Source organism: Streptococcus sp. 2154, assembly GCF_013277255.1.
GTDB classification, from domain to species: Bacteria; Bacillota; Bacilli; order Lactobacillales; family Streptococcaceae; genus Streptococcus; species Streptococcus pseudopneumoniae.
In genome coordinates this window covers 17,645-34,047 of record NZ_VMMK01000037.1, presented here as the reverse complement: position 1 = coordinate 34,047, position 16,403 = coordinate 17,645, and the positions used below count along the sequence as shown (strand labels likewise).

At 38.1% G+C, this 16,403-nt stretch carries 19 protein-coding genes; 6 read left to right on the top strand and 13 right to left on the bottom strand.

What is annotated here, in order from left to right; genetic code table 11:
* Positions 1–459 precede the first annotated feature (459 nt).
* The 4 genes from ylqF (at position 460) to xerS (ending at position 5,266) form a co-directional block, all read left to right on the top strand.
* Entirely contained in the window at positions 460–1,311 is an 852-nt protein-coding gene (gene ylqF, locus HT693_RS07330) for a ribosome biogenesis GTPase YlqF (protein WP_138706127.1), read from the top strand.
* Positions 1,298–2,077 carry a ribonuclease HII gene (locus HT693_RS07325; protein ID WP_172925082.1) on the top strand — a complete coding sequence of 260 codons (780 nt, stop codon included), beginning with the start codon at positions 1,298–1,300 and terminating at the stop codon, positions 2,075–2,077. The genes ylqF and HT693_RS07325 overlap by 14 nt, the downstream gene beginning before the upstream one ends.
* Positions 2,078–2,092: 15 nt before the next feature.
* Complete coding sequence (locus tag HT693_RS07320) at positions 2,093–3,643, top strand: ClC family H(+)/Cl(-) exchange transporter (protein ID WP_138699520.1); 1,551 nt, start codon at positions 2,093–2,095, stop codon at positions 3,641–3,643.
* Between the two features lie 552 nt (positions 3,644–4,195).
* Complete coding sequence (gene xerS, locus HT693_RS07315; protein ID WP_172925081.1) at positions 4,196–5,266, top strand: tyrosine recombinase XerS; 1,071 nt, start codon at positions 4,196–4,198, stop codon at positions 5,264–5,266.
* 213 nt (positions 5,267–5,479) lie between these two features.
* On the opposite strand, the gene pdrM is transcribed toward xerS, so the two are convergent.
* The 13 genes from pdrM to dhaK all read right to left on the bottom strand — a co-directional run bounded on the left by pdrM (position 5,480) and on the right by dhaK (position 14,621).
* Positions 5,480–6,832, bottom strand: a complete 1,353-nt coding sequence (gene pdrM / locus HT693_RS07310) for a sodium-coupled multidrug efflux MATE transporter PdrM (RefSeq protein WP_079252923.1) — start codon at positions 6,830–6,832, stop codon at positions 5,480–5,482.
* 10 nt (positions 6,833–6,842) lie between these two features.
* Positions 6,843–7,103: a hypothetical protein gene (locus HT693_RS07305; protein ID WP_172925080.1), complete on the bottom strand. Its 261-nt coding sequence runs from the start codon at positions 7,101–7,103 to the stop codon at positions 6,843–6,845.
* A gap of 13 nt (positions 7,104–7,116) precedes the next feature.
* A complete protein-coding gene (locus HT693_RS07300; RefSeq protein WP_138704888.1) occupies positions 7,117–8,385 on the bottom strand; it encodes a dihydroorotase in 1,269 nt (422 codons plus the stop codon).
* 12 nt (positions 8,386–8,397) lie between these two features.
* Entirely contained in the window at positions 8,398–8,862 is a 465-nt protein-coding gene (locus tag HT693_RS07295; RefSeq protein WP_138704887.1) for an 8-oxo-dGTP diphosphatase, read from the bottom strand.
* Positions 8,863–8,871: 9 nt separating this feature from the next.
* A complete protein-coding gene (locus HT693_RS07290; RefSeq protein ID WP_138704886.1) occupies positions 8,872–9,525 on the bottom strand; it encodes a uracil-DNA glycosylase in 654 nt (217 codons plus the stop codon).
* A gap of 61 nt (positions 9,526–9,586) precedes the next feature.
* Positions 9,587–10,279 carry a YjjG family noncanonical pyrimidine nucleotidase gene (locus HT693_RS07285; protein WP_138704885.1) on the bottom strand — a complete coding sequence of 231 codons (693 nt, stop codon included), beginning with the start codon at positions 10,277–10,279 and terminating at the stop codon, positions 9,587–9,589.
* A gap of 119 nt (positions 10,280–10,398) precedes the next feature.
* Positions 10,399–10,611 carry a hypothetical protein gene (locus tag HT693_RS12075; RefSeq protein WP_138704890.1) on the bottom strand — a complete coding sequence of 71 codons (213 nt, stop codon included), beginning with the start codon at positions 10,609–10,611 and terminating at the stop codon, positions 10,399–10,401.
* A 48-nt stretch (positions 10,612–10,659) separates the two neighbouring features.
* Positions 10,660–10,872, bottom strand: coding sequence for a hypothetical protein (locus HT693_RS12070; RefSeq protein ID WP_138704884.1), 213 nt, complete (start codon positions 10,870–10,872; stop codon positions 10,660–10,662).
* A gap of 30 nt (positions 10,873–10,902) precedes the next feature.
* Positions 10,903–11,094 carry a hypothetical protein gene (locus HT693_RS12390; RefSeq protein WP_138704883.1) on the bottom strand — a complete coding sequence of 64 codons (192 nt, stop codon included), beginning with the start codon at positions 11,092–11,094 and terminating at the stop codon, positions 10,903–10,905.
* A gap of 288 nt (positions 11,095–11,382) precedes the next feature.
* Positions 11,383–12,114 carry a hypothetical protein gene (locus HT693_RS07280; protein ID WP_050208299.1) on the bottom strand — a complete coding sequence of 244 codons (732 nt, stop codon included), beginning with the start codon at positions 12,112–12,114 and terminating at the stop codon, positions 11,383–11,385.
* A 546-nt stretch (positions 12,115–12,660) separates the two neighbouring features.
* On the bottom strand, positions 12,661–13,035 hold the full coding sequence (gene dhaM, locus HT693_RS07275) for a dihydroxyacetone kinase phosphoryl donor subunit DhaM (protein ID WP_050236558.1): 375 nt from the start codon (positions 13,033–13,035) through the stop codon (positions 12,661–12,663).
* Complete coding sequence (dhaL, locus tag HT693_RS07270) at positions 13,035–13,610, bottom strand: dihydroxyacetone kinase subunit DhaL (protein ID WP_000990804.1); 576 nt, start codon at positions 13,608–13,610, stop codon at positions 13,035–13,037. Before dhaL ends, dhaM begins: the two co-directional genes overlap by 1 nt.
* 21 nt (positions 13,611–13,631) lie before the next feature.
* Positions 13,632–14,621 carry a dihydroxyacetone kinase subunit DhaK gene (gene dhaK / locus HT693_RS07265; RefSeq protein ID WP_166736805.1) on the bottom strand — a complete coding sequence of 330 codons (990 nt, stop codon included), beginning with the start codon at positions 14,619–14,621 and terminating at the stop codon, positions 13,632–13,634.
* Positions 14,622–14,774: 153 nt separating this feature from the next.
* On the opposite strand from dhaK, the gene dhaS reads away from it, so the two are divergent.
* Positions 14,775–15,305: a dihydroxyacetone kinase transcriptional activator DhaS gene (gene dhaS / locus HT693_RS07260; RefSeq protein ID WP_023941213.1), complete on the top strand. Its 531-nt coding sequence runs from the start codon at positions 14,775–14,777 to the stop codon at positions 15,303–15,305.
* The gene (gene dhaQ / locus HT693_RS07255) at positions 15,302–16,291 is read left to right on the top strand and encodes a DhaKLM operon coactivator DhaQ (RefSeq protein WP_138704881.1); all 990 of its coding nucleotides are present in this window, start codon (positions 15,302–15,304) and stop codon (positions 16,289–16,291) included. The genes dhaS and dhaQ overlap by 4 nt, the downstream gene beginning before the upstream one ends.
* The last annotated feature ends 112 nt before the right edge of the window (positions 16,292–16,403 follow it).

The following is a 16,403-nucleotide window of genomic DNA, read 5'->3' as shown; positions in this document are numbered from 1 at the left end:
AGATAAGCCAGTGAATCAATTCCCTGCCTCATATCCGTTTTCCCACAAACAAGGTGAACTTGACCTAAATCGTTTAGTTGAATCATCATAGTACACTACCTTTCCTCCGATAACTATTTTTATTTAGTATACCGGAAGTTGGGGAATTAGGATAGATACGATACCTTGTTATGACGCGCTTACTTTAGAATAGTACGTTATAGATGTTAAAATATTTCTAGAAATTAATTTGACTTTCCTAATCGATTTGTTCACATCTTGTTTTAATCTACTATATATAGGGTACTTGAAAGGCTATCATCGGACAAAATAAGGAAGGCATGATATAATATAAGGTAGATTTCTATGTCATAAAACAAGAAGTGTTTGGACATCATTCATTTGAGAACTCTTTATGTTCAAACGATAGTAAAATAAAATAGGGGATCTAAACCCTTGCTACGAAAGGAAAAAAACTCAATGGCTACTATTCAATGGTTTCCTGGTCACATGTCTAAAGCGCGTCGACAGGTTCAGGAAAATTTAAAATTTGTTGATTTTGTGACGATTTTAGTTGATGCACGCTTACCTCTATCTAGTCAAAATCCTATGTTGACCAAGATTGTTGGTGATAAACCAAAACTCTTGATTTTAAACAAGGCCGACTTGGCTGATCCAGCAATGACCAAGGAATGGCGTCAGTATTTTGAATCACAAGGAATCCAGACGCTAGCTATCAACTCCAAAGAGCAAGTAACTGTAAAAGTTGTAACCGATGCTGCTAAGAAACTCATGGCTGATAAGATTGCTCGCCAAAAAGAACGTGGTATCAAGATTGAAACCTTGCGTACCATGGTTATTGGGATTCCAAACGCTGGTAAATCCACTCTTATGAACCGTTTGGCTGGTAAGAAAATCGCAGTTGTTGGCAATAAACCAGGTGTTACCAAGGGACAACAATGGCTTAAAACCAATAAAGACCTGGAAATCTTGGATACACCGGGGATTCTCTGGCCTAAATTCGAAGACGAAACTGTTGCTCTTAAACTAGCCTTGACTGGAGCTATTAAGGACCAGTTGCTTCCTATGGATGAGGTAACTATTTTTGGCCTCAATTATTTCAAAGAACATTATCCAGAAAAGCTGGCCGAACGCTTCAAGCAAATGAAAATTGAAGAAGAAGCGCCTGTTATTATTATGGACATGACCCGTGCCCTCGGTTTCCGTGATGACTATGACCGTTTTTACAGTCTCTTCGTGAAGGAAGTCCGCGACGGCAAACTCGGTAACTATACCTTAGATACATTGGAAGACCTCGATGGCGACGATTAAAGAAGTCAAAGAACTCCTTGCTACGGTCAAGGACTTAGATAACCCTATTTTTTTAGAGCTTGAACAGGATAATCGCTCTGGAGTTCAAAAAGAAATTAGCAAGCGTAAAAAAGCCATTCAGGCTGAATTGGATGAAAATTTGCGTTTGGAATCTATGCTTTCCTATGAAAAGGAAATTTACAAGCAAGGAGTGATCTTGATAGCAGGTGTTGACGAGGTCGGCCGAGGTCCTCTGGCTGGGCCAGTAGTCGCTGCAGCCGTTATTTTACCTCAAAATTGTAAGATTAGAGGCCTCAATGACAGCAAGAAAATTCCTAAAAAGAAACATCTGGAGATTTTCCAAGCAGTTCAAGACCAAGCCTTGTCGATTGGAATTGGTATCATAGATAATCAGGTCATCGACCAAGTCAATATCTATGAAGCAACCAAACTAGCTATGGAAGAAGCAATCTCCCAGCTCAGTCCTCAACCTGATCACCTCCTGATAGATGCCATGAAACTGGAATTGCCCATTTCACAAACTGCCATCATCAAAGGTGATGCTAATTCCCTCTCTATCGCAGCAGCTTCTATAGTAGCCAAGGTGACCCGTGATGAATTGATGAAGGAATACGATCAGCGGTTTCCTGGCTATGATTTCGCTACTAATGCAGGATATGGAACAGCTAAACACCTAGAAGGACTCGAAAAACTAGGAGTTACCCCAATTCACCGAACCAGCTTTGAACCTGTTAAATCACTGGTTTTAGGTAAAAAAGAAAGTTAATTGAAAGGAAATACCATGGAGGAACAGTCGGAAATAGTCCGTTCTAAGAAAGAATTCGCCTTTGCATCCAGCACTATCCTATCCCAAGTTGGTCGAGGAATCATTGTCGGCCTCGTCGTTGGAATTATCGTCGGATCCTTTCGTTTCTTAATTGAAAAGGGCTTCCACCTGATACAAGGACTTTATCAAGATCAAGGGCACCTAGTGCGCAATCTTTTTGTACTGGTTTTGTTTTATATACTCATCTGTTGGCTCAGTGCTAAATTAACTCGATCAGAAAAAGATATCAAAGGCTCAGGAATTCCGCAAGTCGAAGCCGAACTGAAAGGCCTCATGTCCCTCAACTGGTGGGGCGTTCTTTGGAAAAAATATGTGCTAGGAATGCTTGCTATTGCCAGTGGACTCATGCTGGGGCGTGAAGGACCAAGTATTCAACTGGGAGCAGTCGGTGGTAAAGGTATTGCCAAATGGCTCAAATCCAGTCCAGTAGAGGAGCGTTCCTTAATTGCAAGTGGAGCTGCAGCAGGATTAGCCGCAGCCTTTAATGCACCAATAGCAGGCCTCCTCTTTGTAGTAGAAGAAGTTTATCACCATTTTTCGCGCTTTTTCTGGGTTTCTACACTAGCAGCCAGCATCGTAGCAAACTTTGTGTCTCTGCTCATGTTCGGTTTGACACCAGTATTGGATATGCCAGATAACATTCCTCTCATGACCCTAGATCAATACTGGATTTATCTTGTGATGGGAATTTTCCTTGGATTTTCCGGTTTTCTCTATGAAAAAGCTGTGCTCGATGTCGGTAGACTTTATGATTGGATTGGTCAAAAAATCCATTTGGATAGAGCTTATTATCCAATTCTTGCTTTTATTCTCATCATACCAGTCGGAATTTTTTTACCCCACGTCCTTGGTGGTGGAAATCAGCTTGTTCTTTCCTTAACTGAGCAAGATTTTAGTTTCCAAGTTCTATTAGCTTACTTTTTAATTCGCTTTATCTGGAGCATGATTAGTTATGGAAGTGGTCTTCCAGGAGGCATTTTCCTACCAATTTTGGCGCTTGGTTCCTTACTTGGTGCCCTAGTTGGTGTTATCTGCGTCAATCTTGGACTTGTCAGTCAAGAGCAATTCCCTATATTTGTCATTCTAGGAATGAGTGGCTATTTTGGAGCAATATCAAAAGCTCCCTTAACTGCCATGATCCTCGTAACTGAGATGGTAGGAGATATTCGCAACCTCATGCCACTTGGTCTTGTCACTCTTGTTTCTTATATTATCATGGATTTGCTCAAGGGTACACCAGTCTATGAAGCCATGCTGGAAAAAATGCTTCCAGAAGAAGTATCCAGTGAAGGAGAAGTTACCCTTATCGAAATACCAGTTTCTGATAAGATTGCTGGAAAACAAGTACACGAACTCAACTTACCACACAACGTCCTCATCACTACCCAAGTCCATAATGGAAAGAGCCAAACAGTTAACGGCTCAACCAGAATGTATCTGGGTAATATGATTCACCTGGTTATTCCAAAAAGTGAAATTGGAAAAGTCAAAGATTTGTTGTTGTAGAGTTTGTTTACATAATATAAATTATGTAAACAGCTGACCTGATTTATTTAGAAAACCGATTCTCAGCAATGAGATCGGTTATTTTTTACTGATGAGGAATTTTACATATAAATAATTGAGCTTTGGTAAAAATAAGACTATAATTAAGTTAGAAATGATAAAGCATAAAGCTAGAAAGGAGTTTACTGTATCAAATCTGTACAGTAAGATTAAAATCATGAAAAAGAAAACAATAGCAATTATACAGTGCACTTTGTATCTCATAGCTCCCTTATATAGCTCTTCAGTTATGTAGTATTAACAGAACTTTAGTGGGTGAGATTTTTTTATTTTCCTTATTCTGTTAACTATTTCATTCTGGTTTAGTATTTGGAAGCTAGAAAAAACACTAGCTAATGATTCACAATGAAACTCCAAAAACTTAGATCCGTATTACACAGGTCTAAGTTTTTTTAAAAAGCTCTATAACATCTTTCCGAAAAACTATAATTTTCTTGAAAAATAAATAAGTCCATGCTATACTACTAATAGACTTATTTATGGAGAAAATACATGAAACGAGAGATTTTACTGGAACGAATCGACAAACTAAAACAAATCATGCCCTGGTATGTTCTTGAATACTACCAATCTAAGCTTGCTGTTCCTTACAGTTTTACAACCTTGTACGAATACCTGAAGGAATACGATCGATTTTTCAGCTGGGTTTTAGAATCTGGTATCTCAAACGCCGATAAAATATCTGATATTTCTTTATCTGTCTTGGAAAATATGTCTAAGAAAGACATGGAATCCTTTATACTTTATCTACGTGAACGTCCCTTGCTGAATGCTAATACAAGCAAGCAAGGTGTTTCTCAGACAACCATCAATCGGACCTTGTCAGCACTTTCTAGTCTTTATAAGTATTTGACTGAGGAAGTTGAAAACGATCAAGGGGAACCTTATTTCTATCGTAATGTAATGAAGAAAGTTTCAACCCAAAAAAAGAAAGAAACACTTGCTGCTAGAGCTGAAAACATCAAGCAAAAACTCTTTTTAGGTGATGAAACAGAAGGTTTTCTAACTTATATTGACCAAGAGTATCCACAAAAACTTTCAAATCGCGCCCTATCTTCATTTAATAAAAACAAAGAACGTGATTTGGCCATTATTGCCCTTCTCTTGGCTTCTGGTGTCCGCTTATCTGAAGCTGTTAATCTGGATCTAAGAAATCTCAATCTAAAAATGATGGTTATTGATGTCACTCGAAAAGGGGGCAAACGTGATTCGGTCAATGTCGCTGCCTTTGCTAAGCCTTATTTAGAGAATTATCTGGCCATTCGGACTCAACGCTATAAAACAGAAAAAACAGATACAGCCCTTTTTTTGACTCTCTACAGAGGTGTTCCTAATCGTATCGATGCTTCCAGCGTTGAGAAAATGGTTGCTAAGTATTCTGATGACTTCAAAGTCCGTGTAACTCCCCATAAACTACGCCATACTCTAGCAACTAGGCTCTATGATGCCACTAAATCGCAAGTTTTAGTCAGCCACCAGCTAGGACATGCCAGCACACAAGTCACTGACCTCTATACCCATATCGTCAATGATGAACAAAAGAATGCTCTGGATAGTTTATGATTTTACGTAATATAACTTATGTAAAATATTTATCAAAAAAAGAAGCTGGTCCTACAACCAACTTCTTTTTCTTTATATCTGATACCAGTAAAGTAGCGTGGAATATCAATTGTTTCTATATTTTTGAAATTCTCATTTGCCTACTACTAATTTAACTATAGCAAAAATAATGCAGACAAGGAAGGATATTTTTGCTTGTATGAATTCTAAAAATCAAGCTTTTCTGGATTCAAATCTCTTCATAATCGCAGTTAAACGCCAACGGTAGAGAGCCCCGCTCACGATTAAACTAATAATCAAACCAATCCAGTAAGAATAAGCTCCAAAATCTGTTAGAGAGTCGAATACCATAGCTACTGGGAGTGTCACCCCCCAATAACCAACCAAACCAAGGTAAAAAGGAATAACGGTATCCTTATACCCCCGTAAAATTCCCTGAAGAGGTGCTGCAAAGGTATCTGCTAACTGGAAGAAAAGACTGTAAGTCAAAAAACGTGCTGTCAAATCGATAAATTCTGGGTTGTTACCATAAAGACTAGCCACACTTCCCCTAAAAATGTAAAGGAAGGATAAGGTGAAGACCGCAAAAATGAGGGCTGTCCATCTTCCTAGACCAATATAGGTTTTCGCATCATCAAATCGCTTGGCTCCCACTTCATAGGAAACGACAATAGCCATAGCAGATGAGATACTCATAGGAAAGGCGTACATGAGACTTGAAAAGTTCATAGCTGACTGGTGACTAGCGATAATCAAGGACGAGAACTTAGCCATAATCAAGCCAACCACGGAAAAGATAGCCACCTCAGCAAATACAGTCCCCCCAATAGGCAGACCTAAACGAACTCCTTCCTTAATTTTATCCATATTAAGTGGAATGCGTTTCTCAAGGTGTAAGACTTTGAGCTTCTCCTGTTTAAATAGAACCAAAACAGAAATCCCCAGCAAGACCCAGTAGGCCAAGGATGTTCCTAAACCAGCACCAGCACCTCCCAGTTCTGGAACACCAAAGGCCCCGTAAATCAAGAGGTAGTTAAATCCACTATTGAGAGGAAGTAACAAAAGCATGAGGTACATGGACAGTTTGGTCAAGCCCAGCGAATCCAGCAAGGAACGAATGACACTAAAGAGCAACAAGGGGATAATCCCGATAGATAAAAACCAAAGATAGCGAACCGCTACTGCTGCCACTGGTGCTTCTAGTCCGATATGATTTAAAACGGGTGGTGCCAGGAAAAGTACTAGTCCCAGCAAGACCACGGATAGACCCAAGGCCAGATAGATGAACTGGTAAAAATCTGACGCAACTTCTTCCTTTTTACCACTACCAAGATGGTGACCAATGATAGGCACCAGGGCTGACACAATCCCTGTTAGGAATGTAAAAAAAGGATTCCAGATACTGGTCGCCATAGACACACCAGCCAAGTCCATGGTATTGTATTGGCCTGTCATTGCAGTGTCAACAAAAGAGGCAGAATAATTGGCAAATTGGTAGATCAGGATTGGGAAGAAAATTTTTAAAAATAATACTAACTTCTCTTGTAAACACTTTGTCTTATACATACTTCTCTTTCTATTCTGATTTATCTAAACCAAAGAGTTTCAGACCATAGTTTTTCAAACTTAGCGGAGGATTATTAGATTTTGAAGTAGTATGCCAACACGAACATGTACGACAATAATAGCTTCTAACTAAACCTCCATTATCATATTGAACCGCATGGTCAGCTTTTTCTTTAGTTTCATATTGAATTTTAGAACGATTAGCTGCGGGACAGTAAATTCCGCTATTAGATTTTGCTTGTCTTTCCCTACGTTTTCGAAAATAATTCATATTCCAACTCCTATCAAGCTTGATAAACGATTTGTCCCTTACAGATGGTATATTTAACTTGCCCTTTTAAGGTTTCACCGATGAATGGTGAATTAGCTGCTTTGGAAGCAAAATGGGAGTCCACAAGGCGGTCAGCATTAGAATCAAAAATAGTGATGTCCGCTGGACCATTCTCAGCCAAATAACCAGCTTCAAAATTGTAAAGCTTGGCTGGGTTGTAGGTCATCTTTTCGAGTAATTCCATCAAGCTTAACTCACCAGCTTCTACCAAATAAGTCAATCCGAGAGATAGAGATGTTTCTAAGCCAGTCATGCCAGATAGTGCCTTGGTCATATCCTCGACATTTTTTTCATCAACATGATGAGGCGCGTGGTCAGTCGCGATAACTGTGATGATATCTGACTTTAGACCTTTGATAACAGCACGACGGTCTGATTCCAAACGAAGTGGCGGATTCATCTTGGCATTACTTCCTTTTGTCAAAAGGAGAGCTTCTGTTTTCGAGAAATGCTGTGGTGCTACTTCTGCTGTGACTTGCGCACCCAAACCTTGAGCAAACTCAACTACTTTAACACTTTCTTTCTTAGACAAATGCTGGATATGAACATGGGCCTTGGTTGCATAGGCAATCATGACATCACGCGCCATCATAGCATACTCAGCTACCCCAGTCGCACCGCAGATATGGAAATGTTCTTTAGCGATATTTTCATTAAAGCCAAGAATCCCATTCAAACCTGGATCTTCCTCATGAAGACTAATAAAGGTATTAAGCTTTTTAGCTTCCTCCATGGCTTCCTTGACAACTTTACTACTTTCAAGCGGAATACCGTCATCAGAAAAACCAACAGCTCCAGCTTCTAAGAGTGCTTTAAAGTCAGTCAAATCTTGCCCATTAAAATTCTTAGTAATGGTCGCAACCGTCTTAACATTAATCTTCTCTTTGGAAGCTGACTGGAGAACTTCTTGCAAAGTCTCCACGTCCGAAATGGTTGGACTAGTATTAGCCATCATGACAACCGTTGTAAAACCACCTGCAGCGGCTGCTAGGGCACCAGTATGGATATCTTCCTTGTGGGTTTGACCAGGTTCACGAAAATGAACATGAATATCGACCAAGCCAGGAGCAACTACAAGACCTGTAGCATCAATCATATCTGCTCTTTCTTCTTTAATCTCAGGTGCAATTTTGATAATTTTCCCATCTTGAACTAAGACATCACACACTTGATCCAAACCAGACTTGGGATCCATTACACGACCATTTTTGATTAGTAGCATCTGCTTTCTCCTTTATTCATAGAAATCAACTTGGGTATCCAACAATTTATCCCCATCATAAACAAACTTGGCTGAAAAGAAGGGTTTATCTTCTAAAAGCCACCCAACAAAGGTATGGTCACCTTCCCAAGTCGGCTTATTCAAAACCTCGTCATAGGGAACCCATTCTAGCGTCCCTTCATTGCAGTCAATCAAGTCACCCTCGAACTCCGTCACTTTAAAAACATAGGTGTACCAGTCTAAATCTGGTGTGAATTCAGGAAAAGTGATAACACCTTTTAGAACTGGCTTGGCTTTGAGCCCTGTTTCCTCAAGGATTTCACGCGCCGCGCATTCCTGAGGGGTCTCACCTCGCTCTAGCTTGCCACCCACACCAATCCATTTCCCTTCATGGACATCATTGGGTTTCTTATTACGATGGAGCATAAGCAATTCTTTCCCGTTATCAATGTAGCAAATCGTCGCTAACTGAGGCATATTTTCTCCTTATCTAAGCCAATCGATTGGCTCTTGTCCTGTCTCTTTTAAGAATGCATTGGCCTTGGAAAAAGGCTTGGAACCCCAAAATCCTCTATAAACTGACAAAGGACTGGGATGGGCTGATTCGATAATTAAGTGATGAGGATTGGTAACCAAGGCCTTCTTCTTGCGTGCATAAGCTCCCCAGAGTACAAAAACAACTGGTTTATCTAGTTGATTGACCACCTGAATCACAGCATCCGTAAAAGGCTCCCATATCTGCCCAGCATGACCATTGGCCTGTCCAGCAGGAACAGTCAAACAAGCATTAAGAAGCAAGACTCCTTGTTCAGCCCAAGCTGTCAAATCATGAGATTTCTTAACCCCGATATCATCTGACAATTCTTTCAAGATATTTTGCAAGGATGGCGGAGCTGGGATAGAGTCAGGTACAGAAAAACTCAAGCCCTGCGCTTGACCTGGCCCGTGATAAGGGTCTTGCCCTAGAATCACCACCTTAACGTCTTCAAGCGGTGTTGTCACTAGAGCCTGAAAAACCTTTTCCTTGGGTGGATAAATAGTCCCTTGAGAATAGACCTGCTCCATAAACTGATTGATTTTCCCGAAATAACCCTCAGGTAATTGCTCCTTAATCAAAGCATGCCAAGATGAGTGTTGCATAGCCGACTCCTTCGTTTTTACTGCCTCTATTATAGCAAAAAGTGGCTATCTAAACCACTTTTTACAGTTTATCTAAGCAATCCAGCAAGTCTTGATAAGAATGAACTTCGTAGGTTGGCTGGGCTTGTGTGTGATTTTCAAGGTGATGAAGGTTGTACCAAATCGTGTCAATCCCAGCATTATTGCCACCTTGAATGTCGGCGGTTAGAGAATCTCCAATCATCAGCGTCTTTTCTTTGCTAAAGCCTGTAATCTGCTGCCCGATTTTTTCATAGAAAAGAGCATCAGGCTTTTGTGTTTGCAACTGTTCAGAGATAAAGACTTGATTGAAATAAGGTGCTAGACCAGATTGAGCCAAACGTCCCGTCTGAATAGCAGTAATCCCATTTGTTGCAGCATACAGCTCATAATCTCGCTCGATGAGGCTATCTAAAAGTTCATGTGCGCCAGAAATCGTTTGTCCCTGTTGAACGAGGTAAAATTGGTAACGTTGGGCTAGAAAACTACCGTCTTTTTCCTGTCCAAAGTGAGCAAATAGACGAGAAAAGCGCGTGTTAACCAGATCTTGTTTACTGATTTTCTTTTGTTCCAAGTCCTTCCAGAGAGCCTTGTTCATAGGAACGTAATAGTCTTTGTAGGCCTGAATAGCTGCAACCCCTTCTTCTTTTAGAAGTTGCGTCAAAGCCACATCCTCAGCAGCATCAAAATCAAGAAGAGTGTGGTCAAGGTCGAAAAGTAGAAATTTATAGGACAATTTGAGAATTTTCCTTTCTAAGATAAACAACATTCATTTCAGCCAGTTGTTTAATGTAAAAACTTAAAAGTGGTAAAGTATAACAAAAATAATAGTTCTAATGGATTAACTAACCCATACTATTCTAGTGAATTATAGAAAAATCTCCTATAAATTCGAGCAATAGTTAAAATACATACAAATATGACTCCCAAAATAGATAATACTATTTTCACAAAACTCATTTCAGAGCCTATTACATAGATATGAAAAAGAGGGGCTAGTCCTACACATAGAGACAATAGATAATGACTAAATCTTATCTCACCAATTCCTGCAAAAAAATGTTTCATTTTAAATATCTCAATTTTACCTTTCATCTTTATAATCCACTAACAAATCTATTGACTTCTCATTTTTTTGAATAATCTTGACAACAAATTTACTCCACTTAATGCTACTAAGACTTCAATGGGTAAAAAATAGTAATCCCATATCAAATGAGAAATCAGCAATGTTAGAAATAGTATACAGTCAATATAACTATTCTGAAAATACTCTGTAATTACATAATACAGAAACACCACAACCATCAAAATTAAAATAACCATCATAATACTATTATCCTGTCCTTCTCACTAACGCTATTTCCAAAATTTAATTTTTTTATGACTTAGTAACGTAATTCCAATTAGCAATACACCTAATATAAATAGAAGTATTTCCCAAAATTTATTCTCAGTTTTAATAAAAGGTATAAGATACATGCTGACTAATATGGAACTTGCTCCTAAAAGAGCAAAGACCACTCTGACTCTATCACTTAGTTTAAACATATTTAATTCCCCATAAAATAAGCAGTGGCTATGTTTACTGTAACATTCCCCCGTCTTTATGTAGGGATAATCCCCCATCAAGACACCTCATCTCTTCTTACTCAATAGCAGCATAATTATTTGGTAATACGAGTTTCATAAGATTTCTCCTCTTTAACGTTGCATGGTTAGGATAGTTCTCTAATCAGTAATCGTTGACTGCGTTTAAAGCACTTTGTTACCTAGATAAAATACCCTTTCTCTACCTGATTTGATTTTAAAGAGAACTAAGATTTAACCATATCTATCTCACTTCTTATTTTTAAATAACTCATACTCTTTTTCTCTGATAAAGGGAAGTGAGAAATTAGAAAAAATTAGTAGAATTGAAAACAGATATTCGTCTTTTTGTATCACTAAAACATAACCTAAAAATATATAGACTATCAAATCTAATACAAACAGAGAAAATATCCTCCTTTTCATCATCTCACTTGAATTAAAGATTCTGTTTAATAGAAATTTTATCGTAGTATCTACACAAATTTTTATCAAAAAGATAAGAATCAATACACAATTATCAACTGTACTATGAAGAATAAATGGAAATATAGTTAATATAAAACTAGAAATCTCTAAATATTTTATCCAAGGAGATTGAGACATCTTACTTTTAAACTGACTGATTTTCCTATATTCACTAGCTAATCTAGTATCAAAATCTTTACCAATTATATTAAAGATTAAGAACTCCAGGATAAAAATACTGATTAATACAATATAAGTAAAAACCTTTCCTGGGAAATATTTATTGATTAAAATCGGGAAACTCATTAACAGAATCGAATTTATGGCTAGACAGATAGATACTATTTTATTTTTCACTGAATATATAGGGAGCGATACTATCGAATAGAGAAACGCTAAAAAAATAAGCAAGAAATACTCTGTGCTGCTCATTAGCGGCGCCCTTAATGATAAAAATAGATAGGCACCCCACACGATGATATGCGCTTTACGAATTGACTCTAAACTACTCATCTACCTACTCCTAAATCTATTTTTAGTTCACATTCTCTTTCCAACAAGTCATAAACGTTTCATGATATTTCTTTCTTCTACATTAGATAAAGTCGAAATACATTGTTAACAAATGAAAATATAATGATAAGGCTTTCTTTTACTTTAGACTACCATAAAACAAGGAATCTTTCAACAAAATTCATTGGCAAACTACTATTCTATACAATTGACAGCTCAAATCGTTCAGAATAGAACAATCCTAACTATCGAATACCCTAACTTCATAAATATCCATGTGATTCTAGGTCTAGAATTCCTATAAACTAAATGTTTTCGTACTCTTCTAAGTAATTGATTGCCTTAAACTTTAATTTTTGAAGGATTCTAAAGCTAGAATAGTCTCATCACAATCAGTTTTGAATGATTCACAATTTAGAAACACTATAGCTTTACTCTTGTTAAAATAAAAAGGAACTGCCCAAAGCAATCCCTTTTTATTTACTTAAAATTTGATAGTTGAGATAATCAATAGCCCACCTATAAAAAGTGTTATAGTAAAATTCCTTATTTATTGATTTCAAGCTCCGACAACTGTGTTTGAATAACTGACAGTTCTGCACCAGCCTGAAGAAGAGCAGCTGCAGTATAAGCACCTTCTACAATTGGAACCCTATTGATGATGATACTTTTATCACTGAAATCAGCCACCATTTCTAAGTTCATTTTAGCAGAACCCAGGTCAAAAAAGGCTAATAAGGTATCTGCTGGATTTTCGGAAACAACCCTATCTACTTGATCAAAACTTGTTCCAATTCCTCCATCTTCGGTTCCTCCTACATAAGTAATTGGAACATCTTTAGCTACTTCACTAATCAGTTCAACGACACCTTCTGCAATGTTTTTGGAATGTGAAACGATAACAAGACCAATACTTCCCATTAAACCACCCCAGTTTCTAAAAGAGCAGTAAAGAGTAATCCTGATGAGAATGATCCAGGATCAATATGTCCAAGAGAACGTTCTCCTACATAAGACGCCCTTCCTTTAGTTGCAAGTAAATCTTTGGTAGCATTCACTACCTTATCAATAACCTCTTGAGTCAATTGACCAGCAGACAAAGCAGCAATAACAGGAGTCCAAACATCAACCATTGTCTTTTCTCCAACTTCTGCTTTCCCACGTTTGACAATCATATCCAAACCGCTTTGTAAGATTTCCTCTATTTTCGAATTAGAGTCAGCCTTGGCCATGCCCATAAAAGCAGAGCCATACAAGGGACCAGAAGCACCGCCTACCTTACTCAGCAGTTGCATTGAGACAAGTTTAAACACATCACTGTTAGTTTCAAATTGCTTTCCTTCTAAGTTTTCCATAACTGCAGCCATGCCACGCGCCATATTTCCACCGTGGTCTCCATCTCCTATCGGAGTGTCTAACTCACTAAGGTAATCTTTCTGTTCTTGAATCTTTTCATTAAAAAGCTTCATCCATTCAAGAGCTTGTTCAGCATTCATGCGACATTTCCTCCTTGAATTTTACCAAGCTGGTGTAGTAACAGGTGCATTTAGAGCAGCCAACCACTCATCATCTGCCAATCGAATCAATGTTAATGACAAACCAGCCATATCGATTGAGGTCATATAGTTTCCAATTTTCTTAAATGCCAACTCAACACCTTTTTCATGGAGTAATTTAGCCACATCATTTGCAAATACGTATTGTTCCATAAGAGGAGTGCTTCCTAAACCATTGATGAGAAGGCCATAGCGTTCACCAGCTTTAAGTTGGAAACCTTCAGATAGTTTTTCAACCAATTCTGAGGCAAATTGTGCTGAGGGTTGCATTTTCTCTTTCTTATATCCTGGCTCACCATGAATACCAACTCCGTATTCAAACTCATCATCTTCTAGAACAAATCCTGGTTTCCCAACTTCTGGAACAGTAGCGCCAGATAGAGCTAATCCAATTGTTTTAATTTCTAAGACAAGTTTGTCGGCCAAGTCCTTCATTTCAGATAATGATTTACCAGAACGAGCTGCAGCCCCCAAAATTTTATGGACTAATATAGTACCTGCAACACCTCGACGGCCTTGGGTATAGAGACTATTTTCAACAGCGATATCATCATCAACCACAACACTTGCTACATCAATACCTTCCATTTCAGCAAGTTCTTGTGCAATTTCAAAGTTCATAATGTCACCAGAATAGTTCTTGATGACCATGAAAACTCCAGCACCTTCATCAGCCGCCTTAATGGCTTCTAAAATTTGATCCGGAGTAGGTGAAGTGAAGACTGCTCCACAAATGGCAGCAGACAACATTCCATCTCCTACAAATCCAGCATGACTGGGTTCATGTCCTGAACCTCCACCTGAAATGAGTCCAACTTTTCCTGTCTTTTCTGCCTTTCTAACGATAACATCAAAACCATCTAAGCGTTGAACCAAGTCATCATGCATGAATGACAACCCCTGCAACATTTCATCAACAACTTGTGTCGGTTCATTTATAATTTTTTTCATGAGAAACTCCTTTCGGCATGTATCTTTGTTTTCGATTTCATTATATACTTTTTATTGCTGGATGATAAGGGACAGATTCTATTATTTGTCCCCTTTTAAACCCGTTTCAAACATTTTTTTGGTAAAATGAAGGAAGTAAAAGAAAGGTTTCCTATGGCATCATCACTCATTACAAAAAAACGGATTGCCAAGGCATTTAGAGACCTATTAGCTACTAGAGAATTTGATAAAATCTCCATTGTAGATATCATGGAATCAGCTGGCATTCGTAGACAGACCTTTTATAATCACTTTCTTGACAAATATGAACTGTTAGACTGGATATTTGAAACTGACTTAACCGAGTATATCACCAATAACTTGGACTTCATTTCAGGCCAAAAACTATTACAAGAATTATTTCTTTATTTCGAACAAGAGCGTGATTTTTATATTCAACTTTTTGATATTCAAGGGCAAAATAACTTCTATGACCACTTTATCAGCTACTGTCGCTTGCTTGTATCAAAAATTTTAAGAGAATATGGTCAGATTGATAGCGATTCATCTGCTTATACTTGTTTTTTGCTAGATTATCACTCACATGCTCTAGCAGAAATCGTGAAGGCTTGCGTCAATAAAAAAAGTCCAGTTCCACAACCAGGCTATCTCATCATGACAATTATTGGAAAGAGGCCACAATGACATTTATTTCAAATCATAAACAGAAAATTATTTCAAGTTACATTTCAGCAACTGTCAGCAGTCATCCTGAATTAGAAAAACACCCTACTTTACCACTAGTCTATCAAAAAAATCGCAACCCTCATCAGATTCCAATATTGTCGGGTGGAGGTTCCGGTCACGAACCTGCGCATATTGGATATGTGGGAAAAGGAATGCTTACCGCTGCTATCTATGGCCAATTATTTACTCCTCCTACAAGAACTGAAATCTTAGAGTCCATTCGTTTTTTAAACAATGGTCACGGTGTCTTCATCATTGTAAAAAATTTCGAAGCAGACATCAAAGAATTTAGCTGGGCCATTAATACTGCTAGACAAGAAGGAATTAAGGTCGGCTATAGTCTAGCACACGACGATATTTCTATTGAACCTCACAATAGATTTCAAATTAGAGGAAGAGGGCTTGCAGGGACTATTTTACTTCATAAAATCCTAGGATATGCGGCTCAGAACGGTGCTGACATCGAGCAACTAACTAATTTAGGTTATGAACTTGCTACCGAAATCGCAACAATTGGCTTTGCAAGGAAAGCTGCTAGTCTCCCCCAAGCCACCCTTCCACTATTTAACTTGGAAGAAGGAAATATTTCTTATGGTATTGGGATACATGGCGAAGAAGGCTATCGTATCGTCCCATTCCAATCATCGGAAATCCTTGCAAATGAAATTATAAGTAAATTAAGATTGCACTATCATTGGAAAAAGGGTGATCAATTTATATTGCTTGTAAATAATCTAGGCACTACCAGCAACTTAGAAATGGGTATATTTATCAATGATCTCCTTCAACTCTTAGAAATTGAAGGAATCACTATTACATTTATAAAATCAGGAACATTTATGACCAGTCTGGATATGGCAGGTATATCCGTAACTCTTTGCCCTGCGAAAAATAAACAATGGTTAGAAGCGCTCAATGCTCCAACAACAGCTTTTTCATGGTAATTTGCTTGTATAACTCAAAAGGGCTACATCACTTGTTAGACCTTTGCTTTTATCTTATACTCAATGAAAATCAAGGAGCAAACTAGGAAACTAGCCGCAGGTTGCTCAAAAC